This window comes from Salmonella enterica subsp. enterica serovar Typhimurium str. LT2 (assembly GCF_000006945.2).
In the GTDB taxonomy this organism is placed as follows: domain Bacteria; phylum Pseudomonadota; class Gammaproteobacteria; order Enterobacterales; family Enterobacteriaceae; genus Salmonella; species Salmonella enterica.
Genome location: NC_003197.2, coordinates 3,726,372 through 3,751,310 on the forward strand (window position 1 = coordinate 3,726,372; position 24,939 = coordinate 3,751,310).

General features: G+C 54.8%; 27 protein-coding genes and 36 other annotated features. Of the genes, 11 read left to right on the forward strand and 16 right to left on the reverse strand.

Features of this window, described 5'->3' with window-relative positions:
* Position 1: 1 nt before the first annotated feature.
* From ugpB to livK, 8 genes are all read right to left on the reverse strand, one after another.
* The gene (gene ugpB / locus STM3557) for a sn-glycerol 3-phosphate transport protein (protein NP_462458.1) occupies positions 2-1,328 on the reverse strand. Within the gene, positions 2-1,318 belong to an annotated coding region; the region does not span the whole gene.
* Positions 1,323-1,328 (reverse strand) — a ribosome-binding site (putative RBS for ugpB; RegulonDB:STMS1H003548). It overlaps the preceding gene by 6 nt.
* A 248-nt stretch (positions 1,329-1,576) precedes the next feature.
* Positions 1,577-1,951 (reverse strand): homology to death -on-curing protein of phage P1 gene (locus STM3558; protein ID NP_462459.1). Within the gene, positions 1,577-1,945 belong to an annotated coding region; the region does not span the whole gene.
* The gene (yhhV, locus tag STM3559) for a putative cytoplasmic protein (RefSeq protein ID NP_462460.1) occupies positions 1,942-2,177 on the reverse strand. Within the gene, positions 1,942-2,169 belong to an annotated coding region; the region does not span the whole gene. The genes STM3558 and yhhV overlap by 10 nt, the downstream gene beginning before the upstream one ends.
* Positions 1,946-1,951 (reverse strand) — a ribosome-binding site (putative RBS for STM3558; RegulonDB:STMS1H003549). (Overlaps the previous gene by 6 nt.)
* Positions 2,172-2,177, reverse strand: a ribosome-binding site (putative RBS for yhhV; RegulonDB:STMS1H003550). It lies within the gene yhhV.
* Before the next feature lie 117 nt (positions 2,178-2,294).
* Positions 2,295-3,018, reverse strand: a protein-coding gene (livF, locus tag STM3560) for a high-affinity branched-chain amino acid transporter (RefSeq protein NP_462461.1). Within the gene, positions 2,295-3,008 belong to an annotated coding region; the region does not span the whole gene.
* The gene (gene livG / locus STM3561) for a high-affinity branched-chain amino acid transporter (RefSeq protein NP_462462.1) occupies positions 3,010-3,790 on the reverse strand. Within the gene, positions 3,010-3,777 belong to an annotated coding region; the region does not span the whole gene. The genes livF and livG overlap by 9 nt, the downstream gene beginning before the upstream one ends.
* Positions 3,013-3,018, reverse strand: a ribosome-binding site (putative RBS for livF; RegulonDB:STMS1H003551). It overlaps the preceding gene by 6 nt.
* Positions 3,774-5,068 (reverse strand): high-affinity branched-chain amino acid transporter gene (gene livM, locus STM3562; RefSeq protein NP_462463.1). Within the gene, positions 3,774-5,051 belong to an annotated coding region; the region does not span the whole gene. Before livM ends, livG begins: the two co-directional genes overlap by 17 nt.
* Positions 3,785-3,790: a ribosome-binding site (putative RBS for livG; RegulonDB:STMS1H003552), on the reverse strand. Its footprint overlaps the gene before it by 6 nt.
* The gene (gene livH / locus STM3563; RefSeq protein ID NP_462464.1) for a high-affinity branched-chain amino acid transporter occupies positions 5,048-5,985 on the reverse strand. Within the gene, positions 5,048-5,974 belong to an annotated coding region; the region does not span the whole gene. The genes livM and livH overlap by 21 nt, the downstream gene beginning before the upstream one ends.
* Positions 5,063-5,068, reverse strand: a ribosome-binding site (putative RBS for livM; RegulonDB:STMS1H003553). It overlaps the preceding gene by 6 nt.
* Positions 5,980-5,985, reverse strand: a ribosome-binding site (putative RBS for livH; RegulonDB:STMS1H003554). (Lies within the gene livH.)
* 48 nt (positions 5,986-6,033) lie before the next feature.
* The gene (livK, locus tag STM3564; protein ID NP_462465.1) for a high-affinity branched-chain amino acid transporter occupies positions 6,034-7,199 on the reverse strand. Within the gene, positions 6,034-7,143 belong to an annotated coding region; the region does not span the whole gene.
* Positions 7,145-7,150: a ribosome-binding site (putative RBS for livK; RegulonDB:STMS1H003555), on the reverse strand. It overlaps the preceding gene by 6 nt.
* Positions 7,172-7,180: a -10 signal (putative -10_signal for livK; RegulonDB:STMLTH004604), on the reverse strand.
* Positions 7,191-7,199, reverse strand: a -35 signal (putative -35_signal for livK; RegulonDB:STMLTH004604).
* 365 nt (positions 7,200-7,564) lie before the next feature.
* On the opposite strand from livK, the gene yhhK reads away from it, so the two are divergent.
* Together yhhK and STM3566 are read left to right on the forward strand one after the other, a co-directional pair.
* A complete protein-coding gene (gene yhhK, locus STM3565; RefSeq protein NP_462466.1) occupies positions 7,565-7,948 on the forward strand; it encodes a putative acetyltransferase in 384 nt (127 codons plus the stop codon).
* Positions 7,921-7,926: a ribosome-binding site (putative RBS for STM3566; RegulonDB:STMS1H003556), on the forward strand. It overlaps the preceding gene by 6 nt.
* Positions 7,921-8,060 (forward strand): putative cytoplasmic protein gene (locus tag STM3566; protein NP_462467.1). Within the gene, positions 7,926-8,060 belong to an annotated coding region; the region does not span the whole gene. Before yhhK ends, STM3566 begins: the two co-directional genes overlap by 28 nt.
* An 82-nt stretch (positions 8,061-8,142) precedes the next feature.
* Here STM3566 and livJ read toward each other — a convergent pair.
* The 5 genes from livJ to ftsY form a co-directional block, all read right to left on the reverse strand.
* Positions 8,143-9,344 (reverse strand): high-affinity branched-chain amino acid transporter gene (gene livJ / locus STM3567; RefSeq protein NP_462468.1). Within the gene, positions 8,143-9,240 belong to an annotated coding region; the region does not span the whole gene.
* Positions 9,245-9,250 (reverse strand) — a ribosome-binding site (putative RBS for livJ; RegulonDB:STMS1H003557). (Overlaps the previous gene by 6 nt.)
* Positions 9,320-9,328, reverse strand: a -10 signal (putative -10_signal for livJ; RegulonDB:STMLTH004605).
* Positions 9,336-9,344: a -35 signal (putative -35_signal for livJ; RegulonDB:STMLTH004605), on the reverse strand.
* Before the next feature lie 118 nt (positions 9,345-9,462).
* Positions 9,463-9,475, reverse strand: a protein binding site (putative binding site for Lrp, RegulonDB: STMS1H000254).
* A 92-nt stretch (positions 9,476-9,567) separates the two neighbouring features.
* The gene (gene rpoH, locus STM3568; protein ID NP_462469.1) for a sigma 32 occupies positions 9,568-10,432 on the reverse strand. Within the gene, positions 9,568-10,422 belong to an annotated coding region; the region does not span the whole gene.
* Positions 10,427-10,432: a ribosome-binding site (putative RBS for rpoH; RegulonDB:STMS1H003558), on the reverse strand. Its footprint overlaps the gene before it by 6 nt.
* A gap of 88 nt (positions 10,433-10,520) precedes the next feature.
* Positions 10,521-10,536, reverse strand: a protein binding site (putative binding site for CRP, RegulonDB: STMS1H000111).
* Positions 10,525-10,535 (reverse strand) — a protein binding site (putative binding site for DnaA, RegulonDB: STMS1H000138). (Overlaps the previous feature by 11 nt.)
* Positions 10,537-10,538: 2 nt before the next feature.
* Positions 10,539-10,559: a protein binding site (putative binding site for CRP, RegulonDB: STMS1H000043), on the reverse strand.
* Positions 10,560-10,618: 59 nt separating this feature from the next.
* Positions 10,619-10,639, reverse strand: a protein binding site (putative binding site for CRP, RegulonDB: STMS1H000079).
* A 28-nt stretch (positions 10,640-10,667) separates the two neighbouring features.
* The gene (gene ftsX / locus STM3569) for a putative integral membrane cell division protein (RefSeq protein ID NP_462470.1) occupies positions 10,668-11,738 on the reverse strand. Within the gene, positions 10,668-11,723 belong to an annotated coding region; the region does not span the whole gene.
* Positions 10,685-10,695, reverse strand: a protein binding site (putative binding site for DnaA, RegulonDB: STMS1H000139). It overlaps the preceding gene by 11 nt.
* Positions 10,709-10,719, reverse strand: a protein binding site (putative binding site for DnaA, RegulonDB: STMS1H000137).
* Positions 11,716-12,395, reverse strand: a protein-coding gene (gene ftsE / locus STM3570) for a putative ATPase involved in cell division (RefSeq protein NP_462471.1). Within the gene, positions 11,716-12,384 belong to an annotated coding region; the region does not span the whole gene. The genes ftsX and ftsE overlap by 23 nt, the downstream gene beginning before the upstream one ends.
* Positions 11,733-11,738: a ribosome-binding site (putative RBS for ftsX; RegulonDB:STMS1H003559), on the reverse strand. It overlaps the preceding gene by 6 nt.
* The gene (gene ftsY / locus STM3571; RefSeq protein ID NP_462472.1) for a GTPase domain of cell division membrane protein occupies positions 12,387-13,879 on the reverse strand. Within the gene, positions 12,387-13,862 belong to an annotated coding region; the region does not span the whole gene. The genes ftsE and ftsY overlap by 9 nt, the downstream gene beginning before the upstream one ends.
* Positions 12,390-12,395 (reverse strand) — a ribosome-binding site (putative RBS for ftsE; RegulonDB:STMS1H003560). Its footprint overlaps the gene before it by 6 nt.
* Positions 13,874-13,879 (reverse strand) — a ribosome-binding site (putative RBS for ftsY; RegulonDB:STMS1H003561). Its footprint lies within the gene ftsY.
* A gap of 90 nt (positions 13,880-13,969) precedes the next feature.
* Positions 13,970-13,975 (forward strand) — a ribosome-binding site (putative RBS for yhhF; RegulonDB:STMS1H003562).
* Here ftsY and yhhF point away from each other — a divergent pair.
* The gene (yhhF, locus tag STM3572; protein ID NP_462473.1) for a putative methyltransferase occupies positions 13,970-14,584 on the forward strand. Within the gene, positions 13,988-14,584 belong to an annotated coding region; the region does not span the whole gene. (Overlaps the previous feature by 6 nt.)
* Positions 14,562-14,567: a ribosome-binding site (putative RBS for yhhL; RegulonDB:STMS1H003563), on the forward strand. (Overlaps the previous gene by 6 nt.)
* Positions 14,562-14,843 (forward strand): putative inner membrane protein gene (gene yhhL / locus STM3573; protein NP_462474.3). Within the gene, positions 14,571-14,843 belong to an annotated coding region; the region does not span the whole gene. Before yhhF ends, yhhL begins: the two co-directional genes overlap by 23 nt.
* Positions 14,844-14,864: 21 nt before the next feature.
* Here yhhL and yhhM read toward each other — a convergent pair.
* Positions 14,865-15,248, reverse strand: a protein-coding gene (gene yhhM / locus STM3574; protein NP_462475.1) for a putative inner membrane protein. Within the gene, positions 14,865-15,236 belong to an annotated coding region; the region does not span the whole gene.
* Positions 15,243-15,248 (reverse strand) — a ribosome-binding site (putative RBS for yhhM; RegulonDB:STMS1H003564). (Overlaps the previous gene by 6 nt.)
* A 118-nt stretch (positions 15,249-15,366) precedes the next feature.
* Positions 15,367-15,372: a ribosome-binding site (putative RBS for yhhN; RegulonDB:STMS1H003565), on the forward strand.
* Here yhhM and yhhN point away from each other — a divergent pair.
* From yhhN to tcp, 3 genes are all read left to right on the forward strand, one after another.
* The gene (yhhN, locus tag STM3575; protein ID NP_462476.1) for a putative inner membrane protein occupies positions 15,367-16,004 on the forward strand. Within the gene, positions 15,378-16,004 belong to an annotated coding region; the region does not span the whole gene. Its footprint overlaps the feature before it by 6 nt.
* A gap of 68 nt (positions 16,005-16,072) precedes the next feature.
* Positions 16,073-16,078: a ribosome-binding site (putative RBS for zntA; RegulonDB:STMS1H003566), on the forward strand.
* Positions 16,073-18,283, forward strand: a protein-coding gene (gene zntA, locus STM3576) for a P-type ATPase family (protein ID NP_462477.1). Within the gene, positions 16,085-18,283 belong to an annotated coding region; the region does not span the whole gene. (Overlaps the previous feature by 6 nt.)
* A 192-nt stretch (positions 18,284-18,475) precedes the next feature.
* Positions 18,476-18,481: a ribosome-binding site (putative RBS for tcp; RegulonDB:STMS1H003567), on the forward strand.
* The gene (gene tcp, locus STM3577) for a methyl-accepting transmembrane citrate/phenol chemoreceptor (protein NP_462478.1) occupies positions 18,476-20,126 on the forward strand. Within the gene, positions 18,483-20,126 belong to an annotated coding region; the region does not span the whole gene. Its footprint overlaps the feature before it by 6 nt.
* Positions 20,127-20,149: 23 nt before the next feature.
* Here the strand turns inward: tcp and yhhP are convergent.
* Positions 20,150-20,402, reverse strand: a protein-coding gene (yhhP, locus tag STM3578) for a small ubiquitous protein required for normal growth (protein NP_462479.1). Within the gene, positions 20,150-20,395 belong to an annotated coding region; the region does not span the whole gene.
* Positions 20,397-20,402: a ribosome-binding site (putative RBS for yhhP; RegulonDB:STMS1H003568), on the reverse strand. Its footprint overlaps the gene before it by 6 nt.
* Before the next feature lie 151 nt (positions 20,403-20,553).
* Positions 20,554-20,559 (forward strand) — a ribosome-binding site (putative RBS for yhhQ; RegulonDB:STMS1H003569).
* Between yhhP and yhhQ the strand changes: the two genes are divergently transcribed.
* Together yhhQ and STM3580 are read left to right on the forward strand one after the other, a co-directional pair.
* Positions 20,554-21,230 (forward strand): putative integral membrane protein gene (yhhQ, locus tag STM3579; protein ID NP_462480.1). Within the gene, positions 20,565-21,230 belong to an annotated coding region; the region does not span the whole gene. Its footprint overlaps the feature before it by 6 nt.
* A gap of 59 nt (positions 21,231-21,289) precedes the next feature.
* Positions 21,290-21,295, forward strand: a ribosome-binding site (putative RBS for STM3580; RegulonDB:STMS1H003570).
* The gene (locus tag STM3580) for a putative inner membrane lipoprotein (RefSeq protein ID NP_462481.1) occupies positions 21,290-21,860 on the forward strand. Within the gene, positions 21,303-21,860 belong to an annotated coding region; the region does not span the whole gene. It overlaps the preceding feature by 6 nt.
* A 3-nt stretch (positions 21,861-21,863) precedes the next feature.
* On the opposite strand, the gene yhhS is transcribed toward STM3580, so the two are convergent.
* On the reverse strand, positions 21,864-23,123 hold the full coding sequence (gene yhhS / locus STM3581) for a putative MFS family transport protein (RefSeq protein ID NP_462482.3): 1,260 nt from the start codon (positions 23,121-23,123) through the stop codon (positions 21,864-21,866).
* A gap of 77 nt (positions 23,124-23,200) precedes the next feature.
* Positions 23,201-23,206: a ribosome-binding site (putative RBS for yhhT; RegulonDB:STMS1H003571), on the forward strand.
* On the opposite strand from yhhS, the gene yhhT reads away from it, so the two are divergent.
* Positions 23,201-24,262 (forward strand): putative PerM family permease gene (gene yhhT, locus STM3582; RefSeq protein ID NP_462483.1). Within the gene, positions 23,213-24,262 belong to an annotated coding region; the region does not span the whole gene. (Overlaps the previous feature by 6 nt.)
* Before the next feature lie 31 nt (positions 24,263-24,293).
* Positions 24,294-24,299: a ribosome-binding site (putative RBS for acpT; RegulonDB:STMS1H003572), on the forward strand.
* The gene (gene acpT, locus STM3583) for a putative phosphopantetheinyl transferase (protein NP_462484.1) occupies positions 24,294-24,892 on the forward strand. Within the gene, positions 24,314-24,892 belong to an annotated coding region; the region does not span the whole gene. It overlaps the preceding feature by 6 nt.
* Positions 24,893-24,939: the final 47 nt, after the last annotated feature.

Sequence of the window (24,939 nt, forward strand, 5' to 3'; positions counted from 1 at the left end):
CTTAAGATTTGCTCGCTTTCTCAAAACGACGCAGCAACTGATTCCCGCGATCCACTGCGGTATCCAACGCCTGTTGTGGGGTTTTCTTCCCGGTCCAGACGCTTTCCAGCTCTTCGTCCACGATGGTACGAATCTGCGGCATATTGCCCAGACGCAAGCCTTTGGTGAAGGGTAACGGCGGCTTATTCAACATCTGGCGAGTGGCGATATCCGCACCGGGGTTTTTATCGTAATAACCCTGCTCGCGGGTCAGCTCGTAGGCGGCGGTGGTAATCGGCAGGTAGCCGGTTTTTTGATGCCATTCAGCAGCGTTTTCCGGTTTTGCCAGGAAGTCGAGGAATTTGGCGACGCCGGTATAGGTTTCTTTATCTTTACCCTGCATGACCCATAGGCTGGCTCCGCCGATAATGGCGTTTTGCGGCGCGCCCTTGATATCAGCGTCGTACGGCATCATACCCACGCCATAGTTAAATTTGGCATACTGGCGGATATTGGCGAGCGAGCCGGAGGACGCGGTTGTCATCGCGCAGTCACCGTTATAAAACTTCTCGGTAGACTCGTCCTTACGCCCAACATAGCTAAAATCGCCTTTCTTATTCATCTCTTCCAGCAGCGCGATATGTTTCACCTGCTCTGGCTTATTAAACTCCAGCACCGCATCTGTACCGTCAAAGCCATTGTTTTTACTGGCGAAGGGGAGACCGTTCCAGGCGCTGAAGTTTTCCAGTTGGATCCAGCCTTGCCAGCCGCTGGCGTAACCGCATTTCATGCCTGCCGCTCTCAATTTCGCGGTATAGTCAGCCAGCTCCTGCCAGGTTTTCGGCGGCTGCTCCGGATCTAAACCGGCTTTCTTAAAGGCGTCTTTGTTGTAGTACAGTACCGGCGTGGAGCTGTTAAAGGGCTGGGAGAGCAGATGCCCGCTTTTAGCATCGGTGTAGTAGCCTGCAACGGTCGGTACAAACTGGGACTCGTCAAAGTTAATACCGGCGTCTTTAAACACTTCATAAACCGGCTTAATGGCTTTCGAGGCCATCATGGTCGCCGTCCCAACCTCATAAACCTGCAATATTGCCGGCGCGTTGCCGGTACGGAATGCCGCGATCCCGGCGCTCAGGTTCTGTTCATAGTTCCCCTTATAGACCGGAACGATTTTGTAATCCGGATTGGCCTGGTTGAAACGTTGCGCCAGTGAATCAACTTCTTTGCCTAACTCCCCTTCCATTGAATGCCAGAATGGAATAGTGGTGACGGCCAACGCCTGACCCGTAAATGCCAGACTCAGCGCCAGTCCTAAAGCTGTATGTCGTAACGATATCATCGGTTATCTCTCTTTTTGTGCCGGGATGCGCGATATCACGCGTTTTATGTTCGCGGGGGTAACATGACATGCTCGAATGACAGAAAAATAACTTTTTTATTACAAAAAAAAGATAGTAAGGCGACAGAGAGATGGCAAGGCAGCGAAAGCGCCGGAAAAGAAAAGTGGGAGCTACGGCACGGATAGGTACGACATTATTCTCGGGGGCGGCGCACATGCCGTAACCCAACCAGGCGGAGCGTCGCCGGGATTAACGTCTCAGGCACGTAAGCGAACGGCAATTTGCTCCAGCGTAAGCCGCCCTGCCGCCGCATCGACTGTCATATCGACAAAATCCGGATTCGCAGCGAGTGAGATCCCGTTACGCTTTAAAAACAGCAGCGTAATAAATAAGGCGGTACGTTTGTTACCATCATTGAAGATATGCCCACGGGATATAGCGAGCAAATGCATTGCCGCCAGCAGCCACACGTCGGTCACCCCTTCATATTCGATTTGCTTGAGTACCCGGTACATTAGCGCTTCCGCGCGGCCAGGATCAGGCATGCCTGTTACACCAGGCGTAACGCGGAGAAGCCTGTCGTGAAACTGAATTATCTCTTCCGCTGAGATAAGTTGTAGGGTCATTTATCCGCCAGCTCCCTGAGCTCATTGCCATGAACCGCCATAATGGCAGCAAACTCATCATCCATTCGCGCCGTCTGATAACGCTCAAACTCCTCGGCGCTGATGATCACTGCGGACTTATGCCCACGACGCGTGATGGTAACAGGCCCCCCCGTCACCGCACTTTCCAGGACTTCGGCCAGATTTTGCCGCGCTTCGCTATAGTTAACCGTACGCATAAACATCTCCCCAGTTGTACATGTTTATTGTACAACAAACATGTACAAAAAAAGAGCCATCAGGCTCTTTTGAAAAATTTTACCGCTTGCCGTTACCGGGGGCGGCGCACGCGCTTCCCCCCTGGCACAGTCTAACCGCCCAGATAGGCGCTGCGCACCGCTTCGTTCGCCAGCAGTGCATCACCGGTATCGGATAGCACCACGTGGCCGTTTTCCAGCACATAACCGCGGTCGGCGAGCTTCAGCGCCTGGTTGGCGTTCTGCTCGACAAGGAAGATGGTCATACCCTGCTCGCGCAACTGCTCAATGGTGTCGAAGATCTGCTGGATGATGATCGGCGCCAGCCCCAGCGACGGTTCATCCAGCAGCAATAGCCTCGGCTGGCTCATCAGCGCGCGGCCAATCGCCAGCATCTGCTGTTCGCCGCCGGACATGGTGCCCGCTCGCTGGATACGGCGCTCATGCAGGCGCGGAAACAGCTCGTACACCCATTTGATACGCTCCTGAAACCGATCGCGCTCGGCAAAAAAACCGCCCATCGCCAGGTTCTCTTCTACCGTCATCCGCGAGAAGACGCGCCGCCCTTCCGGCACTATCGCCACCGCTTCACGCATGATTTTCGCCGTCTGCCAGTCGGTTATGTCTTTACCGTCAAACACCACCCGTCCGCTGGAGGCGCGCGGATCGCCGCACAAGGTGCCAAGCAGCGTCGTTTTCCCCGCGCCGTTAGCGCCAATCAGGGTAACGATTTCCCCCTGGTTGATGTGCAGACTGACGTCGTGCAGCGCCTGAATCTTGCCGTAGTGGGCGCTGACTTTTTCAAACGTTAACATCGTTTTTTCCATCTTATGCCTCACCCAGATAAGCGCGGATGACGTCCGGGTTGTTGCGGATCTCTTCCGGCGTGCCGTTCGCCAGCGGCGTGCCCTGGTTCACCACGTAAATGCGATCGGAAATGCCCATCACCAGCTTCATATCGTGTTCAATCAGCAAGATAGTGGTGTTGTGATGGTTACGTAGTTCGGCAATCAGCTCATCCAGCTCTTTGGTCTCTTTCGGGTTAAGGCCAGCCGCCGGTTCGTCGAGCATCAGAATTTCTGGCTGCGTCACCATGCAGCGGGCAATCTCCAGCCGGCGCTGGTCGCCGTAGGCCAGATTACTGGCCTGGCGGTTGGCATGTTCCAGCAGGCCAATACGCTCAAGCCAGGTCGCCGCGCGGTCCAGCGCTTCGCTTTGCGCGCGGCGGAAAGCGGGCGTTTTCAACAGGCCGGAAAAGAGGCCCGTTTTCAGTTGCTGGTGCTGCGCCACCAGCAGATTTTCAATCACCGTCATTTCGCGAAACAGGCGCACATGCTGGAAAGTGCGTACCACGCCCATGCGGGCGATCTGCTGGCCCGGCAATCCTTCCAGATGCCGCTCGCGCAACGTGATCGTACCGCCTGTCGGCTTATAAAAACCGGTCAGGCAGTTAAACACCGTCGTTTTACCCGCGCCGTTAGGGCCAATCAGCGACACAATTTCCCGCTCACGCAATTCCAGCGATACATTGTTGACCGCCAGCAAACCGCCAAAGCGCATCATCAGGCCGTTAACCGCTAATAATGGCTGACTCATGCCTGCTCTCCTTTCGCCTGACCACTTTTCAGCTTCAACTGCGGACGCGTCATCGGCAGCAATCCCTGCGGGCGCCAGATCATCATCAACACCATCAAACCGCCGAGCATCAACATGCTGTATTCGTTGAAGTCGCGCATCAACTCGCGCGACACCACCAGCAGAACCGCCGCCAGGATCACCGCAAACTGCGAGCCCATTCCGCCCAGCACCACAATCGCCAGCACGAAGGCGGATTCGGCGAAAGTGAAGGATTCCGGGCTGACAAAGCCCTGGCGGGCGGCAAACAACGTCCCGGCGAAACCGGCAAACGCGGCGCTGATAGTAAAAGCGGTCAGCTTGATGCGCGTCGGGCTTAAACCTAATGAGCGACAGGCGATCTCATCTTCACGCAACGCTTCCCACGCCCGGCCCAGCGGCATACGCAGCAGGCGGTTAATGACAAACAGCGACAGGACCACCAGCAACAGGGCCACCAGATAGAGGAAAATGACCCGGTCGGATGGGTCGTACTTCACGCCAAAGAAATTGCTGAAGGTATCCCAGCCGCCTTCGCGGGTGCTGCGGCTAAACTCCAGACCAAACAGCGTCGGTTTCGGGATCTGGCTGATGCCGTTCGGGCCGCCGGTAATTTCAGTGTTGTTGAGCAGCAGGATACGGACGATTTCGCCGAAGCCGAGCGTCACAATCGCCAGATAGTCGCCGCGCAGACGCAGTACCGGGAAGCCGAGCAGGAAACCAGCAGCGGCGGAGACCAGTCCCGCCAGCGGCAGGCAGGTCCAGAAACCCAAACCATAATAGTGGTTGAGCAGCGCAAAGGTATAAGCGCCGATGGCGTAAAAGCCGCCGTAGCCCAATACCAGCAGACCGGACAGCCCCACCACCACGTTCAGCCCCAGACCGAGGATGATATAAATCATGGTCATGGTGGCGATATCGACGCTACCGCGCGACACCATAAACGGCCATGCCACGGCGATAACCAGCAGCGCCATCAGAAACAGCTTTTGCTTAACGGTAGAGCCATCGATCGCCGGCAGAATAAACTTCGGTCCGGAGACGTGCTTCACCGCTTTCTGGAACATCGGACGCAGCAACTGAAAGAAAAAAACCACTGCCGTACCGATAAAGATCCACTGCCAGCGGATGTCGGCGGCGGTATCCACCACCAGTTTGGTGCCGTCCAGCTCCAGTTGTACGCCCATGAAGACGCCAGCCAGAACGAAGAACATCGCCGCAGAGAACAGAGCCATCGCAATATGCATCGGTTTCATACTTTCTCTACCTCCGGACGCCCCAGGATACCGGTCGGCATCACCAGCAGTACCAGAATCAGCAGAGCGAACGATACGACATCTTTATATTCGGTACTTAAATATGCAGACGAGAGCGCTTCGGCGACGCCCAAAATCAGACCGCCGATCATCGCGCCCGGAATGCTGCCAATCCCGCCCAGCACCGCCGCGGTGAACGCTTTCATCCCGGCCATAAAACCGATGTAGGGGTTAATTACGCCATAGAACTGACCGAGCAGCACGCCCGCCACCGCCGCCATTGCCGCGCCGATAACAAACGTTAGCGCAATGACGCGGTCGGTATTAATGCCGAGCAGGCTGGCCATTTTCAGATCCTCCGCGCAGGCGCGGCAGGCGCGGCCCATCCGGGAGTAGCGAATGAAAATGGTGAGCGCCAGCATAGCCAGAAAGGTGACTATCCAGATAACCGCCTGCATGGTGGTGATGGACGCGGAAAAGTTTTCGCTGCTGCCCACAATCCACTGGCCGTTAAACAGGCTGGGTAACGCCACGTCGCGCGAACCTTCCGTCAGGCTGACGTAGTTTTGCAGGAAGATGGACATCCCGATGGCGGAAATCAGGGCAATCAGGCGCTTGGAGTTGCGCACGGGCCGGTAAGCGACTCGCTCGATACTCCAGCCGTAGGCGCTGGCAATAATAATCGCACCGATAAATCCAGCGGCCACCAGGAGCCAACTGGTGTCTATTCCCATCATCATTAGCGCGGCGATGATCATAAAAGAGACGTAGCTGCCGATCATATACACCTCGCCATGAGCGAAGTTGATCATGCCGATAATGCCGTACACCATCGTATAACCGATAGCAATCAGCGCGTAGGTGCTCCCCAGCGTGACGCCGTTAAACATCTGCTGCAAGAAATAGAGAAACTGCTCGGACATAAGGTAACCTTTTTAAACCCGCCCGGCGTGCGGGCGGTGGGATAACTTATCTTCTGGCATTACTTCGCGACGGTTGACGAGCCGTCGGCGTGCCACTGGAAGACGCCAAATTCAAATCCCTTAAGATCGCCTTTTTCATCCCATTTCAGCGGCCCAATAACGGTATCAGCCCCGTTAGCTTTAAGATCTTTCACCAGATCCAGCGGAGCATGGCTGGCGCTACGCGTCATTGCGGTCGCCAGTGACTGGACGGCGGCGTAGGTGATCCAGACGTACGGACCGCTGGGATCTTTCTTGTCGGCTTTCAGCGCTTCGACAATCGCTTTATTCGCCGGGTCCTGGTCATAACGTTTTGGCATCGTCACCAACATGCCTTCCGCCGCACCGCCCGCAATATTGGACAGCGACGCGTTACCTACGCCTTCCGGCCCCATAAATTGCGTTTTCAGGCCATTAGCCCGCGCCTGGCGTAGCATCTGCCCCATTTCCGGGTAGTAGCCGCCGTAATACACAAAGTCGATATTCTCTTTTTGCAAGCGGGCAATCAGGGCGGAGAAATCTTTTTCGCCAGCGGTAATACCATCAAAAAAGACAATATTGGCATTGCCCTGCTTCAGGCCATCCTGCACGGAGCGCGCCAGTCCTTCGCCGTATTGCTGTTTATCGTGAATGATAGCGATGCGCTGCGGTTTCACCGTTTCCAGGATGTATTTCGCGGCTGTTGGCCCCTGGGAGGAGTCCAGGCCGGCGGTACGCATAATGTACTGATAGCCGCGCTGGGTCAGCTCCGGGTTAGTCGCCCCCGGGGAGATCATCAGAATACCTTCATCTTCATAGATATCGGATGCTGGCTGAGTAGAAGAAGAACACAAGTGACCAATAACGTACTGAATACCGTCGTTAACGATTTTGTTGGCCACCGCCACCGCCTGTTTTGGATCGCAGGCATCATCGTACTCTACGCCGACCAGCTTATCGCCTTTAATCCCGCCTTTCGCGTTGATGTCTTTAATGGCCTGGCGCGCGCCGTTAAATTCCATATCGCCCCATTGCGCTACCGGGCCGGACATCGCCCCGACTATGGCGACTTTAATATCATCTGCCATTGCCCCCTGCGAGACTGCTAATGCAACAATCCCTGCGATTATTGTTTTCGCTTTCCGTTTCATGTGCCTGTATCCCCATTCGTGATGTTATATGTTTTGTTTTTTGCTGGTTAAAAAGCAGACTGTACTTTTTATAAATGGTGCGCTTTTTACTGACTCATTAATGAGTTAGCGCAGCATTTAAAGCATAATAAGATTAAAATCTCTATTTTTCAGTCTATTAAGAAAAGATAATATTCTGCTTTTCGCTATAGATAAACAAAAAAAAGCATGCTTGTCAGCATAAAATAACGGCATATTAAGCGGAATAATTCACTAGCATTCAGGGAATTATGCTGCCTGTTTTCCATTCTCTAATGCTTCAAACTGTAATTATCGTTGTTAAAAAATTAATAACCTGGTAAATGACACAAAAAAGAGAAAGCATCTGGCCTGCCTGTTTCGGTACACTGATCGCATCTTTTGAAATCGGGACAAGCCGTCGATGAAGCTGACCATTCTTCGTTTAGAACACTTTAGCGCTCAGGATCAGATCGATCTGGGCAAAATCTGGCCGGAATATTCCGCCTCCTCATTAAGCGTAGATGAAACGCACCGGATTTATGCCGCGCGGTTTAATGAGCGTTTGTTGGGCGCCGTAAGAGTGACGCTGAGCGGAACGCAGGGCGCGCTGGATTCCTTACGCGTGCGTGAAATCACCCGTCGCCGCGGCGTCGGGCAATACCTGGTAGAAGAAGTCATCCGCGATAATCCCAACGTCTCGTCGTGGTGGATGGCGGATGTCGGTGTTGAAGACCGCAGCGTGATGGCCGCGTTTATGCAGGCGTTAGGTTTTACCGCCCAGCATGACGGCTGGGAGAAGCGCTAAAAGAAAGCCGGATGGCGCTGACGCTTATCCGGCCTACATGCCGGGAGAAAAGATAAAAACCACCTCGCAATTTTCCAAGAATTTCGCGTTGCAGGCAGGCGGCAAGTTATGAAATCCCCGGGAGCTTACATAAGTAAGTGACCGGGGTTGAATAACGTAGCCAACGCACCTGCAGCGCGAAAGGCGCCAGAAAATCACTTAGCGTCTGTCGCCGTACCATTCGCATGCCAGTCAAACACGCCGAACTCAAATCCTTTCAGATCGCCTTTCTCATCCCACGACAGCGGTCCCATTACGGTGTCGACCGTGGCGCCTTTCAGGTATTTGGCGATTTCCGCCGGATCGTCGGAGTGGTTCAGGCCCGCCTGCAACGATTGCAGCGCGGCGTAGGTGGTCCACACGAATGCGCCGCTAGGATCTTGTTTCTTGGCTTTGATGGCATCCACAATCGGTTTGTTCGCCGGGACCTGGTCGTAGTTCTTCGGTTTGGTGACCAGTAAGCCTTCCGCTGACTCTCCGGCGATGTTAGACAGCGACACGTTCGCCACCCCTTCCGGCCCCATAAACTGGGTTTTCAGCCCTGCGGCGCGGGACTGGCGCAAAATCTGCCCCATTTCCGGGTGATAACCGCCGTAGTAGACAAAGTCGATATTCTCTTTCTTCAGGCGCGCAACCAGAGTGGAGAAATCTTTTTCGCCAGCGGTGATGCCGTCAAAGAATACGACGTTAACGCCGCCTTTCTTCAGACCGTCCTGCACCGCGCGCGCCAGCCCTTCGCCGTACTGCTGCTTATCGTGGATAATCGCGATGCGCTGCGGTTTTACCTTCTCCAGAATATACTTTGCCGCCGTTGGCCCCTGGTCAGAGTCCAGACCGGTGGTGCGCAAAACCAGCTTATAGCCGCGCGCGGTCAGCTCCGGCGCGGTCGCCGCCGGGGTTATCATCAGGATGCCTTCGTCTTCGTAGATATCAGACGCTGGCTGTGTGGAAGAGGAACATAAGTGACCGATAACATACTTGATGCCGTCGTTCACCACTTTGTTAGCGACAGCTACCGCCTGTTTCGGGTCGCAGGCGTCGTCATATTTCACCGCGACGAGCTTATCGCCTTTAATACCGCCTTTCGCATTGATATCGGCAATTGCCTGCTCCGCACCGGTAAATTCCTGGTCGCCATACTGCGCCACCGGACCGGACATCGCGCCGACAACCGCGACTTTAATGTCGTCGGCGAATGCCATATGGCTTAATGACAGGGCGATACATCCTGCCAATAACGTTTTACCCTTCATATTCATCCTGATAATCCCCATTATTCTGGTTGTTACGTGTGTTGTGGTGTTATTGTTCAGCACTTTATTTCGATTATTGGCTAGCTACCCGTGCTTTAGCAGCATACTCTGCTAAAACATACCCGATTTTTATTATTTTGGAATAGCTAAATTTACATCCAGATAACAGATTTGTGTCGGTGGGGGAGAGGAAGGGTCCGTAGGCCCGATAAGCGAAGCGCCATCGGGCAAACGTATTGCCGGATGGCAGCGTAAACGCCTTATCCAGCCTACAAAAAACAAAACCCCCGAATTCACATTCGAGGGTTCATTGGCAATTCGCGAAGATTACGCTTCGATCGCAGCGCGAAGCTTTTTCATGGCGTTCTTTTCAAGCTGGCGCACACGCTCAGCGGAGACGCCGTAACGATCGGCCAGCTCCTGCAACGTAGACTTATTGTCTTCGTCCAGCCAGCGAGCGCGGATAATATCCTGGCTACGCTCGTCGAGCCCCTGCATCGCGTCGGTCAGTCGGTTGGCGGCCTGCTCTTCCCAGTTATCGTCTTCAATGCCGTCGGCAAAGTTAGACGATTTATCCTGCAGATACAGCACCGGCGCCATTGGCTGGCTGTCGGACTCATCGTCCGAAGACATGTCAAACGTCATGTCCTGCGCCGCCATACGCGACTCCATCTCACGCACGTCTTTACTGGAAACACCCAGTTCGCGCGCCACCATTTCAACCTCATCCTGATTAAACCAGCCCAGACGCTGCTTGGTTTTACGCAGATTAAAGAACAGCTTACGCTGCGCTTTCGTGGTTGCAACTTTAACGATACGCCAGTTACGCAGCACGTATTCGTGAATTTCTGCTTTAATCCAGTGTACGGCGAAAGAAACCAGGCGCACGCCTACTTCCGGGTTAAAACGACGTACGGCTTTCATCAGGCCGATGTTGCCTTCCTGGATCAAATCCGCCTGCGGCAGACCATAGCCCGCATAGTTACGAGCAATATGAACAACAAAGCGCAGGTGAGACAGGATCAGCGTTTTAGCTGCTTCCAGATCGCCCTGGTAATGCAGCCTTTCAGCCAATGCCCGCTCCTCGTCAGCCGATAACATCGGCCACGCGTTCGCCGCCCGGATATAAGATTCCAGGTTGCCAACAGGGGCTAAAGCTAAATTTTGCATTTCTTTGGTCATTCAAATCCTCTCAATCAGTATTGCCTGGCACCGTCAGCGAGCAACAACCGTGCCAAAGCCGATGAGCAACGAGAATATCACCCACTCTTTTATCAGACAGTGATTTTATCCACAAGTTCAATGTAACACTGTGCATAATTTGCACAAATCTTGTGACATAAAGATGACGCGCGGGGAAGAGACAACAGGGACTCTTTCCCTGCGAACGGAAGCCCATTGCAGGGAAAGATTATACCACGATTTTATCAATCGGGAGTAAAGTGACGTAAATGTTGCACCGTGGCCAGCCAGGCGGCGATCCAGCCAATCATGGAACAGACCAGCAGCAGCAACAGGCACTCATCGAACGATAAGCCATTGAGATCAAACTTCGTGCCGAAGACCTGCGCCACTTCAGTCACCGCCGATGATAAACGCATCACCAAAATTTCAGACAATATCAGTGACAGAAACGCGCCGGAAAAACCGAGCAACGCGCCGCCATAGAGGAACGGACGCAGGATAAAGCCATCGGTCGCGCCAATCAGCTTTTGCACGTTAATGGTGTCGCGACGGGCAAAAATGCTCAGGCGCACGCTGTTGCCGATAACGAGGAAGACCGCCGCGACCATCAGCACGCCGATCATCGCCGATACGCGGCCCACCAGCCCGGTGAGCGCCGCCAGGCGCGCAAACCAGCTATCATCCATGCGGACTTCGTCAATGCCGTTAATCTGCGAGATACGGTCGCGCAGCGTATTAAGCGAGGCGGTACTTTGAAAGTCCAGCTTGGGGATCACCACCGCCACCGCCGGTAGCGGGTTCTCTTCCAGCATATCCAGCGCGCCGCCAAAACCCGACCAGTTGCGGAATTCTCCCAGCGCGTCCTCACGGGACAGGTAGTTGACCTTCTCAACGCCCTGCTCGGCCTGAAGCTGCCCAACAACCCGCGCCGCCGCGTCATCATCCAGCGTTTTTTGCAGATAAACGGTGATCTGCGGCGACGGATAATACTGAGTCGCCGCCTGGTTGACGTTCTTATAGACCATGTAACAGACGCTGGGCAGCGTCAGGGAGATGGCGATCACCATCACCGTCAGAAACGTCGCCAGCGGTTTGCTTTTCAGATCTTGCAGCGCGCCGTGCCAGGCATAGCGCACCTGCTCATTAAAGACGTTCGTTTTACGTGAGTTCGGTTTCGGCGTCGGCTTCTGGCGTCCTGGCGCGTTGCGCCCGCCGCCTGTTCCGCCGCGAGACTTACGCAGTCGATCCAGCCGTCCGCCGAACTGCCTGATTTGGTTAATCGCGTCGCGCCTATTCATTGGCCAGGCCTCCATGCAGATGTCCATCGCTCAGGACGAGCTGCCTATAGGAACGACGGGAGATAAGTCCAATATCGTGCGTAGCCATCAGTACCGTCACCCCTACGCGGTTAAACTCTTCAAACAGACGTAAAATCCCTTCCGACAACGCGTCGTCCAAGTTCCCGGTCGGTTCATCCGCCAGCAATACCGCTGGCTTATTGACCACCGCGCGGGCGATGCCCACGCGCTGCTGTTCGCCTCCGGAGAGTTGAATCGGGAAGTTTCTCGCTTTGTCCAGTAGTCCAACCTTATCCAGCGCCGCCGACACACGACGACGGATATCATCGCCGCTGGCGCCGGCAATGATTAACGGTATCGCCACATTGTCATAGACCGTGCGATCCATCAGCAGATGGTGATCCTGGAAAATCATCCCAATCTGGCGGCGCAAAAACGGCACTTCGCGGTTTTTCAAGCGCGTAATATCATGCCCGCTGAAGAAGATTTTGCCGGCGCTGGGCCGCTCAATCCCACAGATTAGCTTCAGCAGGGTACTTTTCCCCGCGCCGGAGTGGCCGGTCAGAAACGCCATCTCGCCTGGCCGCATATGGAATGTCACTCCCTGCAGCGCTTGTCTCCCGCCGAGATAGGCCTTGCTGACATGTTCAAAGCGAATCATTGTTAATCCTCTCGGGCAAAAAGTGCCTCAATAAAATCGTCCGCCTTAAACGGACGCAAATCCTCGATACGTTCGCCCACGCCAATGTAACGGATAGGAATGCCAAACTGGTCAGCTACCGAGAAAATCACCCCGCCTTTCGCCGTACCGTCCAGCTTGGTCAGGGTAATACCGGTTAAGCCTACCGCTTCATGGAACAGTTTGGCCTGGCTTACCGCGTTCTGTCCGGTGCTGGCGTCAATGGTCAGCATAACTTCATGTGGCGCTTCTTCGTCCAGCTTTTTCATGACGCGAACGATTTTTTTCAGCTCTTCCATCAGGTGCGACTTGTTCTGCAGACGCCCTGCCGTATCGGCAATTAACACATCCACATTACGCGCCTTCGCGGCCTGGATAGCGTCAAAAATCACCGAGGCGGAGTCCGCGCCGGTATGCTGGGCGATAACCGGAATATTGTTACGCTGTCCCCAGACCTGTAGCTGTTCGACCGCCGCCGCGCGGAAAGTATCCCCCGCCGCCAGCATCACTGATTTACCCTGCTGCTCAAACTGGCGCGCCAGTTTACCGATAGTGGTGGTTTTACCCACGCCGTTCACGCCAACCATCAGAATAACAAAAGGCGTTTTACCTTCAATATTAAGCGGTTCGTCTACCTTCGCCAGAATCTCGCCCATCTCGTCTTTCAACAGACCATACAGCGCCTCGGCATCTTTAAGCTGTTTGCGGCTGGCGCCTTCCGTCAGATTAGCGATAATCTTACGCGTGGTTTCCACCCCGACATCAGCGATGAGCAACTGCTCTTCCAGCTCCTCGAACAAATCATCGTCGATTTTCTTGCCGCGGAACAGACTGATAAATCCGGAACCGAGATTTTCTTTGGTTTTCAGCAGACTGCGTTTCAGGCGGGCAAAGAAACCTTCTTTAGTCGGTTTTTCCTGTTCCTGAACGATCGCTTCCACCGGCGCGTCTTCTTCCGCCGGCGGAACAACCATCACCGCCTCTTCCGCCGCCTGAGCGGCCAGCGCCTGCGCTTCCAGCTCTTCGTCGGTGAATTTCGCCGCGTTTTCGCCCTCTTCTTCTACCGCGGCAATGACCTCTACGGTTTCCGCTTCGGCCTGCCACTCTTCCGGCGAGATAGCCTCGTCTTTGACCTCTTCCGGCAGCGGCAATTCCTCGCGTTCCACTGCGATCTGCGGCGCTGCCGTCTCAATGGCCGCCGCGGGCTCCGGCTCTACCGGCTGCGGTTTTTCGCTCTCCTGAACTTTCTCAGTAACGTCCACCACCTCTTCCGCAAAGGCTTCTGTTTCTGCTTTGCTGTGCGCGGGCGTTTGCGCGTCTACGTCTGCCGCCGTTTCAACAGGGGGCTCAACCGGTCGTTGTTCCTCAACAATCTGCTGTTCTTCGGTCTGTTCCTGCTTCTGCTCTTTATCACCGAAGCCCAACCAGGAAAAGAAGCCACGTTTTTTCTGTTTTGCCATCTGCGACTACACCCCTCGCGGCGCTATATACATGGAAGCTAAAAAAATGATGAAATAGTCTATCACTTAACTTAATTCACATCACCGCCTGGAATAACTTGCAACAGGCGGTTCGAGCAAGAGAAATGAAAAAACCGACTCACTCTGGCAGCGGCCAAATCCGCATTATTGGCGGGCAATGGCGTGGCCGTAAATTACCGGTTCCGGACAGCCCGGGTCTGCGTCCCACCACCGATCGCGTGCGCGAAACGTTATTTAACTGGCTGGCTCCGGTAATGGTAGACGCCCATTGTCTGGATTGCTTTGCCGGCAGCGGCGCGCTGGGTCTGGAAGCGCTATCACGTTATGCGGCCCAGGCAACGTTACTGGAAATGGATCGCGCCGTATCGCAGCAGTTGCAAAAAAATCTGGCGACGCTGAAAGCCAACAATGCTCGCGTCGTCAATACCAATACTCTGACCTTCCTCAGCCAGCCGGGGACGCCGCATCACGTCGTCTTTGTCGACCCGCCGTTTCGTAAAGGGCTGCTGGAAGAGACGTTACAATTGCTGGAAACCCAGGGATGGCTGGCCGACGACGCGCTAATCTACGTAGAAAGCGAGGTGGAAAACGGTCTGCCGCCCGTTCCGGCGAACTGGGCATTGTATCGAGAAAAGGTGGCCGGACAGGTCGCTTATCGTCTGTATCAGCGCGACGCGCAAGGAGAAAATGATGTTGATTAATCTGGGCCGCTTATTAATGCTCTTCGTGTGGGCATTTTTGATTCTTAATCTGGTGCATCCCTTCCCGCGCCCGCTCAATATCTTCGTCAACGTGGCGTTGGTGTTCATGGCGCTGATGCACGGTATGCAACTGGCGCTGCTGAAATCAACGATACCGAAAGCGGGTCCGCAGATGACGACGGGAGAGAAAATCCGCATTTTCCTGTTCGGCGTGTTTGAGCTGCTGGTCTGGCAGAAGAAGTTTAAGAACAAAAAATAACGTTTGCTGCCGGATGACGGTTTATTCGTTATCCGGGGTACGGCTAACAAACCCGACGAACCGCGTTCCCTTATAGCTCAGCGTACCTTGATCGCCCACCGTCAAAGCGTGGTACTGCTGCGCTTGTAAACGGAACGTTTTTTCCAGACCGCCATTGAGCGGCTTAAAACTGACCTCATAGCGCATACTGGTTCCCGCCGGGATCACTTCCTGCTGGCGAGAGCGTCGGTCATTAACCGGCTTCTCCCGTTTATTGCTGACCACGACCTGCTTTTGCTGTAACGGCGCCGCCTCATTAGCGGCTTTTTCCCGCCGTTGCTGAACGAAGCGGAACGACGCGGCAACTACGATTAATGCAATGATTATAATGAAGAAAAGCGGTGGCTTACTCATACTGTTAACCTGTCAGAAAATGCGGAAATAAGCATACCCTGCCCGTTATAGTGTTGTCATCTGACCGTCACGGCCTCTACACTGAATAATAGAGCCGCAAGCATACCGTTTGCGAAAAAATAACGAATTCAAGGAATTAAGATGCTTTGGTCGTTTATCGCTGTCTGCCTGTCCGCATGGCTGTATGTGGACGCCTCCTATCGCGGGCCAGCCTGGCAACGCTGGGTTTTTAAGCCCGTCACGTTATTACTGTTGCTGTTACTGGCCTGGCAAGCGCCGATGTTTGACGCCATCAGTTATCTTGTGTTGGCCGGACTGTGCGCCTCGCTGGTCGGCGATGCGTTAACGCTCTTACCGCGTCAACGCCTGCTGTACGCCGTCGGGGCATTTTTCTTATCGCATCTGCTCTACACCATTTACTTTGCCAGCCAAATGACGTTGTCGTTCTTCTGGCCGCTGCCGCTGGCGTTACTGATAGTCGGCGCGTTGCTTATCGCCGTTATCTGGACGCGACTGGAGGAGCTACGCTGGCCGGTATGTACTTTTATCGCCATGACGCTGGTCATGGTCTGGCTGGCGGGCGAACTGTGGTTCTTCCGCCCAACGGCGCCAGCCCTTTCGGCCTTTACCGGCGCGACGCTGCTGTTCATCGGCAATATCGTCTGGCTGGGTAGCCATTACCGCCGCCGTTTCCGGGCGGATAACGCGATTGCCGCCGCCTGCTACTTTGCAGGACACTTCCTGATTGTTCGCTCGCTGTACCTGTAAATAATAGCGCTTGACTCTGGAGTCGACTCCAGAGTGTATCCTCCGGTTAATGAGAAAATTATCATCAACCGGAGGACGTTATGTCGACCCCTGATACCGATGGCAAAAAAGTCCCGCCCTTTACCTCCTTCAGATTAGCCCCGGCAATACAGAAGGCCGATAGCTGCTGCTGCGAAGAACATTGCGCGTCCAGCGCGCCTGTTTCTACTGCCATGGCAGGCACGCGCTATACCTGGAAAATCTCCGGCATGGACTGCGCCGCCTGCGCCCGAAAAGTGGAGAATGCGGTACGCCAAATTCGCGGCGTCAACCAGGCGCAAGTGCTGTTCGCCACCGAAAAGTTAGTGGTCGATGCCGACGCCGACCTTCGCGCGCAAATTGAACACGCCGTACAGAAGGCGGGTTATACCTTGCGTAGTGAAGATTCGCGCGACGCCGCACCTGAATCTCGTCTTAAAGAGAACCTGCCGCTTATTACGCTGATCATTATGATGGCGATAAGCTGGGGGCTGGAGCAATTTAACCACCCGTTCGGCCAACTGGCCTTTATCGCCACCACCCTGGTCGGTCTGTATCCTATTGCCCGCCAGGCGCTGCGACTGATGAAAAGCGGCAGTTGGTTCGCTATTGAAACGCTGATGAGCGTCGCCGCCATTGGCGCGCTGTTTATTGGCGCGACGGCGGAGGCGGCAATGGTATTGCTGCTGTTCCTCATCGGCGAGCGCCTGGAAGGATGGGCCGCCAGCCGCGCCCGTAAAGGCGTCAGCGCGTTAATGGCGCTTAAACCGGAAACGGCGACCCGTCTGCGCGACGGCGTACGGGAAGAGGTCGCTATTAATACCCTGCGACCGGGCGATATTATCGAAGTCGCCGCCGGGGGGCGTTTACCCGCCGACGGTAAACTGGTTTCCGGTTTCGCCAGCTTTGATGAAAGCGCGCTCACCGGCGAGTCTATCCCGGTGGAGCGCGCAACGGGCGACAAAGTCCCGGCAGGCGCGACCAGCGTTGACCGTCTCGTCACCCTGGAGGTGCTATCTGAACCTGGCGCCAGCGCGATTGACCGTATCCTGACGCTGATTGAAGAGGCGGAAGAGCGCCGTGCGCCCATTGAGCGGTTTATTGACCGTTTCAGCCGCATCTATACGCCAGTCATTATGGTCATCGCGCTGCTGGTGACGCTTATTCCGCCGCTGATGTTCGATGGCGGCTGGCAGGAGTGGATTTATAAAGGGCTGACGCTGCTGCTCATCGGTTGCCCGTGCGCGCTGGTGATCTCCACGCCCGCGGCCATTACCTCCGGGCTGGCGGCGGCGGCACGGCGCGGCGCATTGATTAAAGGCGGCGCAGCGCTGGAGCAACTGGGCCGTATCACGCAGGTCGCCTTTGATAAAACCGGTACGTTGACCATTGGTAAACCACGGGTGACGGCGATTCATCCGGCAAGCGGTATCAGCGAAGCTGAACTGTTGGCGCTGGCGGCAGCCGTAGAACAAGGCGCTACGCACCCGCTGGCACAGGCTATTGTCCGCGAAGCGCAGACACGCGATCTGGCGATCCCGACGGCGGAATCGCAGCGAACGCTGGCTGGCACCGGGATTGAAGCGCAGGTTAACGGCGAACGTATTCTGATTTGCGCGGCGGGAAAACAGCCTGCGGCAGCGTTTGCCGGGCAAATTAGCGAACTGGAAAACGCCGGGCAGACGGTGGTTCTGGTGCTGCGTAACGAGACCGTTGTTGGCGTCCTCGCCCTCCAGGATACGTTGCGTGACGATGCGCGCGACGCCATCCGCGATCTGCATCAGTTAGGCGTTAACGGCGTGATTCTGACTGGCGATAACCCACGGGCGGCGGCAGCGATTGCCGGCGAGCTGGATCTGGCGTTTAAAGCCGGGCTACTGCCGGAAGACAAGGTGCGGGCAGTCACCGCCCTTAACCAACAAGCGCCGCTGGCCATGGTGGGCGACGGCATTAACGATGCGCCCGCGATGAAAGCCGCCAGTATCGGAATTGCTATGGGCAGCGGTACTGACGTCGCGCTGGAAACGGCTGACGCCGCCCTTACTCATAACCGTCTGCGCGGGTTAGCGCAGATGATTACGCTGGCGCGCGCTACCCACGCGAATATCCGGCAGAACATCACCATTGCGCTGGGGCTGAAAGCTATTTTCCTGGTGACGACGCTACTGGGTTTTACCGGGCTATGGCTGGCAATCCTGGCGGATACGGGAGCCACGGTATTGGTGACCGCCAACGCGCTACGTTTGCTGCGTAAAAACTAATCTTCTCCCGCCCGGCGGCGTCGTGTCGCCGGGTTATCCCGCGATATTCCTTTCTTTGTTCATATTATTCACGCGAAAATTATTTATTTTCTATTACTTATCAAACCATTAATCAGAAATAGCGTGATTTGATGTAAGGTTAATTTTTATCCAACCGATATTGATCATACCGTCTACAAAATAAGGAATGTTAGGCACTATGAAAAATATCAAAGTCATCACCGGCGTTATCGCGACGCTGGGCATATTTAGCGCCTTATTGCTGGTGACAGGAATACTGTTTTATTCCGCCGTCAGCAGCGATCGGCTGAATTTCCAGAATGCGAGCGCACTGAGTTACCAACAACAGGAACTGGGCGGCAGTTTTCAGACATTGATCGAAACCCGCGTCACCATTAACCGCGTGGCGATACGCATGTTAAAAAATCAGCGCGATCCCGCCTCACTGGACGCCATGAACACGCTGTTAACCAACGCTGGCGCGTCGCTCAACGAAGCGGAAAAACATTTCAACAACTACGTGAACTCCGAAGCGATCGCGGGCAAAGATCCGGCGTTGGATGCCCAGGCCGAAGCCAGCTTTAAGCAGATGTATGACGTTTTGCAGCAGTCTATCCACTATCTTAAAGCCGATAATTACGCCGCCTATGGCAACCTTGACGCGCAAAAAGCGCAGGATGACATGGAGCAGGTATATGACCAGTGGCTCTCTCAAAATGCGCAATTAATAAAATTAGCCAGCGATCAGAATCAGAGCAGCTTTACCCAGATGCAATGGACGCTGGGGATAATTCTACTTATCGTACTCATCGTGCTGGCGTTTATCTGGCTGGGGCTGCAACGCGTTCTACTCCGCCCGCTGCAACGGATTATGGCGCACATTCAAACGATCGCCGACGGCGATCTTACCCATGAGATAGAGGCTGAAGGACGCAGTGAAATGGGCCAACTGGCCGCCGGTCTCAAAACGATGCAGCAGTCGTTAATCCGTACCGTCAGCGCGGTGCGCGATAACGCAGACTCTATCTATACTGGCGCAGGCGAAATTTCCGCCGGCAGCAGCGACCTCTCTTCCCGTACCGAACAGCAGGCCTCGGCGCTGGAGGAGACCGCCGCCAGCATGGAACAGTTAACCGCCACGGTACGGCAAAACACCGATAACGCACGACAGGCGACGGGTCTGGCGAAAACCGCATCAGAAACCGCGCGTAAAGGAGGACGCGTGGTGGATAACGTAGTGAGCACCATGAACGATATCGCCGAAAGCTCGGAAAAAATTGTGGACATCACCAGCGTGATTGACGGTATCGCCTTCCAGACTAATATCCTGGCGCTGAACGCCGCGGTAGAAGCCGCCCGCGCCGGCGAACAGGGGCGAGGATTCGCGGTCGTGGCCGGAGAGGTACGCACGTTGGCCAGCCGTAGCGCGCAGGCCGCCAAAGAGATCAAAGTACTGATTGAAAACTCCGTGTCGCGCATTGATACCGGCTCTACGCAGGTACGCGAAGCGGGAGAAACCATGAAAGAGATCGTCAACGCCGTGACCCGCGTGACCGATATTATGGGCGAAATCGCCTCTGCCTCCGATGAGCAAAGCAAAGGCATTGAGCAGGTGGCGCAGGCGGTATCGGAAATGGACAGCGTGACGCAGCAAAACGCCTCGCTGGTAGAAGAATCCGCAGCAGCGGCGGCGGCGCTGGAAGATCAGGCTAACGAACTTCGTCAGGCGGTCGCCGCGTTCCGCATCCAGAAACAGCCTCGTCGGGAGGCGTCGCCAACGACGTTAAGCAAAGGTTTAACGCCACAGCCCGCCGCAGAACAGGCGAACTGGGAAAGCTTCTAATCAGAATAGTATCTGCCGTGCAGTTAATGCGCTTTACGCAATAAATAACGGTACGGCAGACCCTCCGTCTCTTGCGCCAGCAAATCGTGTTCCATAAAGGTACAGAACCCCGGAATATCACGCGTCGTCGCCGGATCGTCGGCGATAATCAGCAATGTTTCGCCAGTTTGCATGTTGCGCACCGTTTTGCGCACCATCATTACCGGTTCAGGGCAACGCAGCCCCAGGGCGTCAAGCGTATGGTCAGGGGAGGAAAACAGATCGCTCATCTTCGTCTCAATGGTAGAAAAACGGCGATATTTTACGCCCATCTTCGTCAGTAAGCCAGGCAGGTTAACGATTGCGTGAAAATTAGCCATTGCAATGCCAGCGCAAAACAGTATTATGCGGCGGTTCTTTATTGGGTTCCCTCACCCCATCCAACAAAAAGGTCACAATATGACTCCGTTTACACAATCACAGCGCATAAAAGCGTTGTTCTGGCTATCGCTATTCCATTTACTGGTGATCATTTCCAGTAACTATCTGGTGCAGCTCCCCATCACTATTTTTGGTTTCCACACGACCTGGGGCGCGTTTAGTTTTCCTTTTATTTTTCTCGCCACCGATCTTACCGTGCGTATTTTTGGCGCACCGCTGGCGCGCCGCATTATCTTCGCCGTCATGATCCCTGCGCTGCTGGTGTCATATGTGGTGTCATCGCTGTTCTATATGGGCGCCTGGCAAGGTTTCGCCGCGCTGGCGAACTTTAATCTGTTTGTCGCCCGTATCGCCGCCGCCAGCTTTATGGCCTACGCGCTGGGACAGATCCTTGATGTCCATGTGTTTAACCGCCTGCGCCAAAATCGTCGCTGGTGGCTGGCGCCGACCGCTTCAACGCTGTTTGGCAATATCAGCGATACCCTTGCCTTTTTCTTCATTGCGTTCTGGCGAAGCCCCGATGCCTTTATGGCCGGGCACTGGATGGAAATTGCGCTGGTGGATTATTGCTTTAAGGTGCTCATCAGCATTATTTTCTTCCTGCCGATGTACGGCGTTCTACTGAATATGTTGCTGAAAAAGCTGGCAGATAAATCTGAAATTTCCCCATTACCGGCAAGTTAAAGGTTCGTTTTCCGAGTTGTGATAAGATGAGCGAATGAGCCGTTATGGCCGTTTATCGAAAGGAAGAAGTCAATGCGCAATTTGGTTAAATATGCCGGTATTGGCCTGCTGGTTATGGGGCTTGCGGCCTGTGATAACAACGATACAAAAGCGTCGGCAGAAAGCGCCGCCGCGGAAAGCCAGGCATCCGGTCAGCCCATCAGCCTGATGGATGGCAAACTCAGTTTCTCGCTGCCGGCGGATATGACCGATCAAAGCGGTAAGCTGGGCACCCAGGCGAATAATATGCACGTTTATTCTGACCCGACGGGCCAGAAAGCGGTGATTGTTATCGTCGGCGATAATACCGATGAAGCGTTGCCGGTGCTGGCAAACCGCCTGCTTGAGCAACAGCGTAGCCGCGACCCGCAGCTTCAGGTCGTCACCAATAAGTCTATTGAGCTCAAAGGCCATACGTTGCAACAACTGGACAGCATTATCTCCGCGAAGGGCCAGACGGCGTATTCTTCCATCGTGCTGGGCAAAGTGGATAACCAATTGCTGACGATTCAGGTCACGCTGCCTGCGGACAATCAGCAAAAAGCGCAAACCACGGCTGAAAACATCATCAATACGTTGGTTATTAAGTAACCTTTACGACGATGATGCGGCCTCCGGCAGTGCAGACGGAGGCCGTTTTTTTAAGCGCCAGGTCAGCAATAGCGCCATCGCTACCAGCCCGGCCGCCGCCAGATAAATCACCGGCACGCCCGCCCAGGTCATCACCAGCCCTGCCAGCGGCCCGGTAACCCCCAAAGACATATCCATAAAGACGGTATAGGTCGCCAGCGCCGCACCCTGGTTCTGCGGCGGCACGGCTTTGACGGCCACCACGCCCAGCGCCGGAAAGACCAGAGAAAAACCCATCCCCGTGAGTAAAACGCCGATTTTTGCCATCCACGGCATGGCTGCCGTTCCCACCAGTAACAGACCAATAATCTCCACGCCAAAGCAGATCATGGCGACATTCAACCCGCCTAAACGATTGATGCCGTTAGGGAACAGCAAACGCGTGCCGACAAACGCGACGCTAAATAACGTGAGCGCAAAAGCGGCGCCATCCCAGCCTTTAGCATCATAAAATAAGGTAATAAACGTCGCGATGACGCCAAACCCTGCCGAGGCCAGCGCCAACGCCATACCATACAGCCAGACACGCCCCAGCACCGCGCGAAACGGTAGCGGCTTGCCTTTGTTCGCCTTCACCGACGGACGTGGAAGGGCTAACAGTACCGCCAACAGCGCCACGCCCATCACCGTTAGCGCCAGTCCCTGTAACCCGCCCCAGGCATAACACAGCACGCCCAGCGGCGCGCCCATCGCCATTGCGCCGTAGGTGACGATACCGTTCCAGGAGATGACCCGACCAATATGCAACGACCCGACGACGCCGACGCCCCACAGTGTCGAACCGGTGCCGGCAAAACTTTGCCCAATCCCTAAAATCACGCGACCCAGCCCCAGTAGCAACAAACTGATCATCGGCCAGGCGCTGGCGATATCCGCCAGCAGGTAGCCGAGTCCGCTTAAAAAACAGCCGCATAAGCCAAAGACAACGATTTTTTTCGGCCCTAATACATCCGCATACCGCCCGGCATGGGGACGGCTTAACAGAGTGGCGAAGTATTGCAGGCTGATAATAAGCCCCGCCCAGAACGCGCTGAATCCCATCGCATCATGCACATAGCCGGGCAAGACGGCGAGCGGCAGGCCGATGGTCAGGTAGCTGGCAAAGTTAAACATCACAATGGAGACAATACGCAGATTGAGGCGCAATCCGTTTAGCGCCGGTTCAGCGACGGGTTCGGGCATGAGTATCACCGCATTTTTACAACATGTTTTCTTTTCTATCATGGCGCGCGGTGAAAATCAGTAGTGAGATTCAGATTATCGGTATCAGGGCAGCCGCTACACTTAGAAAAAAACACAACAAGGAAAACTTCATGGCAACCGCTCAACCCGACAAAACGGGTATGCATATTCTGCTGAAACTGGCCTCCCTGGTTATTATTCTCGCCGGGATTCATGCCGCGGCGGATATTATTGTACAACTCTTGCTGGCGCTCTTTTTCGCCATTGTTCTTAATCCATTAGTGACCTGGTTTATTCGTCGGGGCGTGAAGCGACCGCTGGCGATTACTATCGTGGTGGTCGTCATGCTGATCGTGCTTACCGCGCTGGTGGGTGTGCTTGCCGCATCGCTTAATGAATTTATCGCTATGCTGCCTAAATACAGCAAGGAGCTGACGCGTAAGGTCTTACACCTTCAGGAGTTAATGCCCTTCCTGAATTTACATATGTCTCCGGAACGTATGCTCCGCGGGATGGATTCCGATAAAATCATGCTCTTCACCACAACATTAATGACCGGCGTATCGGGCGCGATGGCAAGCATTGTGCTGCTGGTGATGACCGTGGTTTTTATGCTGTTTGAGGTGCGTCACGTGCCTTATAAATTACGTTTCGCGCTAAACAATCCACAAATCCATATTGCCGGCCTGCACCGCGCCCTGAAAGGCGTCTCGCATTATCTGGCGCTGAAAACGCTGCTCAGTTTATGGACGGGCGCGATTATCTGGCTGGGACTGGCGTTAATGGGTATTCAGTTTGCGCTAATGTGGGGCGTACTGGCCTTTTTGCTCAATTACGTTCCTAATATCGGCTCGGTGATTTCCGCCGTTCCCCCCATGATTCAGGCGCTGTTATTTAACGGTTTTTACGAGTGCGTACTGGTCGGCGCGCTCTTTTTGGTGGTCCATATGGTGATTGGCAACATTATGGAGCCACGCATGATGGGCCATCGTCTGGGAATGTCCACGCTGGTGGTATTTCTTTCGTTATTGGTCTGGGGATGGCTATTAGGCCCGGTCGGGATGCTCTTGTCCGTTCCTTTGACCAGCGTCTGCAAAATCTGGATGGAAACCACTAAAGGCGGCAGCAAACTGGCGATCTTACTGGGGCCAGGCCGACCGAAAAGCCGTTTACCGGGATGAGGCGACAGATGCTACAATCTCCTCTTCTTCATAGGCAACGTTGGTCCTGATATGTACCAGGTCGTTCTGGGAAAAGTGTCAACATTAAGCGCAGGTCAATTGCCCGACGCGTTAATCGCTCAGGCGCCGCAGGGCGTTCGCCGGGCAAGCTGGCTGGCCGGGCGCGTGCTGCTTTCCCGTGCGCTCTCGCCGCTACCGGAGATGGTGTATGGCGAACAGGGTAAACCGGCTTTTTCCGCCGGAGCGCCGCTGTGGTTTAACCTCAGTCATAGCGGCGACACTATTGCTCTGTTGCTTAGCGACGAAGGTGAAGTCGGCTGCGATATTGAAGTGATCCGCCCGCGCGATAACTGGCGTTCGCTGGCAAATGCGGTATTCAGCCTCGGCGAACATGCTGAAATGGAAGCGGAACGTCCGGAGCAACAACTGGCGGCATTCTGGCGTATCTGGACGCGTAAAGAAGCCATCGTAAAACAACGCGGCGGCAGCGCCTGGCAAATCGTCAGCGTGGACAGCACGTTGCCCTCTGCCTTGTCGGTCAGCCAGTGTCAGCTCGATACGCTCAGTCTGGCAGTCTGTACCCCCACACCGTTTACGCTGACGCCGCAGACGATAACGAAAGCGCTATGACACATTAATTTTTCCCTCTGGCGGCGGACGTGTGTTACAAAATGCGG

What these genes read in the sequence shown, in the direction of transcription:
- ugpB (NP_462458.1), bottom strand. Translation starts at nt 1,318, where the DNA reads ATGATATCGTTACGACATACAGCTTTAGGACTGGCGCTGAGTCTGGCA.
- STM3558 (NP_462459.1), bottom strand. Translation starts at nt 1,945, where the DNA reads ATGACCCTACAACTTATCTCAGCGGAAGAGATAATTCAGTTTCACGAC.
- yhhV (NP_462460.1), bottom strand. Translation starts at nt 2,169, where the DNA reads ATGTTTATGCGTACGGTTAACTATAGCGAAGCGCGGCAAAATCTGGCC.
- livF (NP_462461.1), bottom strand. Translation starts at nt 3,008, where the DNA reads ATGGAAAAAACGATGTTAACGTTTGAAAAAGTCAGCGCCCACTACGGC.
- livG (NP_462462.1), bottom strand. Translation starts at nt 3,777, where the DNA reads ATGAGTCAGCCATTATTAGCGGTTAACGGCCTGATGATGCGCTTTGGC.
- livM (NP_462463.1), bottom strand. Translation starts at nt 5,051, where the DNA reads ATGAAACCGATGCATATTGCGATGGCTCTGTTCTCTGCGGCGATGTTC.
- livH (NP_462464.1), bottom strand. Translation starts at nt 5,974, where the DNA reads ATGTCCGAGCAGTTTCTCTATTTCTTGCAGCAGATGTTTAACGGCGTC.
- livK (NP_462465.1), bottom strand. Translation starts at nt 7,143, where the DNA reads ATGAAACGGAAAGCGAAAACAATAATCGCAGGGATTGTTGCATTAGCA.
- yhhK (NP_462466.1), top strand. Translation starts at nt 7,565, where the DNA reads ATGAAGCTGACCATTCTTCGTTTAGAACACTTTAGCGCTCAGGATCAG.
- STM3566 (NP_462467.1), top strand. Translation starts at nt 7,926, where the DNA reads ATGACGGCTGGGAGAAGCGCTAAAAGAAAGCCGGATGGCGCTGACGCT.
- livJ (NP_462468.1), bottom strand. Translation starts at nt 9,240, where the DNA reads ATGAAGGGTAAAACGTTATTGGCAGGATGTATCGCCCTGTCATTAAGC.
- rpoH (NP_462469.1), bottom strand. Translation starts at nt 10,422, where the DNA reads ATGACCAAAGAAATGCAAAATTTAGCTTTAGCCCCTGTTGGCAACCTG.
- ftsX (NP_462470.1), bottom strand. Translation starts at nt 11,723, where the DNA reads ATGAATAGGCGCGACGCGATTAACCAAATCAGGCAGTTCGGCGGACGG.
- ftsE (NP_462471.1), bottom strand. Translation starts at nt 12,384, where the DNA reads ATGATTCGCTTTGAACATGTCAGCAAGGCCTATCTCGGCGGGAGACAA.
- ftsY (NP_462472.1), bottom strand. Translation starts at nt 13,862, where the DNA reads ATGGCAAAACAGAAAAAACGTGGCTTCTTTTCCTGGTTGGGCTTCGGT.
- yhhF (NP_462473.1), top strand. Translation starts at nt 13,988, where the DNA reads ATGAAAAAACCGACTCACTCTGGCAGCGGCCAAATCCGCATTATTGGC.
- yhhL (NP_462474.3), top strand. Translation starts at nt 14,571, where the DNA reads ATGATGTTGATTAATCTGGGCCGCTTATTAATGCTCTTCGTGTGGGCA.
- yhhM (NP_462475.1), bottom strand. Translation starts at nt 15,236, where the DNA reads ATGAGTAAGCCACCGCTTTTCTTCATTATAATCATTGCATTAATCGTA.
- yhhN (NP_462476.1), top strand. Translation starts at nt 15,378, where the DNA reads ATGCTTTGGTCGTTTATCGCTGTCTGCCTGTCCGCATGGCTGTATGTG.
- zntA (NP_462477.1), top strand. Translation starts at nt 16,085, where the DNA reads ATGTCGACCCCTGATACCGATGGCAAAAAAGTCCCGCCCTTTACCTCC.
- tcp (NP_462478.1), top strand. Translation starts at nt 18,483, where the DNA reads ATGAAAAATATCAAAGTCATCACCGGCGTTATCGCGACGCTGGGCATA.
- yhhP (NP_462479.1), bottom strand. Translation starts at nt 20,395, where the DNA reads ATGAGCGATCTGTTTTCCTCCCCTGACCATACGCTTGACGCCCTGGGG.
- yhhQ (NP_462480.1), top strand. Translation starts at nt 20,565, where the DNA reads ATGACTCCGTTTACACAATCACAGCGCATAAAAGCGTTGTTCTGGCTA.
- STM3580 (NP_462481.1), top strand. Translation starts at nt 21,303, where the DNA reads ATGCGCAATTTGGTTAAATATGCCGGTATTGGCCTGCTGGTTATGGGG.
- yhhS (NP_462482.3), bottom strand. Translation starts at nt 23,123, where the DNA reads ATGATAGAAAAGAAAACATGTTGTAAAAATGCGGTGATACTCATGCCC.
- yhhT (NP_462483.1), top strand. Translation starts at nt 23,213, where the DNA reads ATGGCAACCGCTCAACCCGACAAAACGGGTATGCATATTCTGCTGAAA.
- acpT (NP_462484.1), top strand. Translation starts at nt 24,314, where the DNA reads ATGTACCAGGTCGTTCTGGGAAAAGTGTCAACATTAAGCGCAGGTCAA.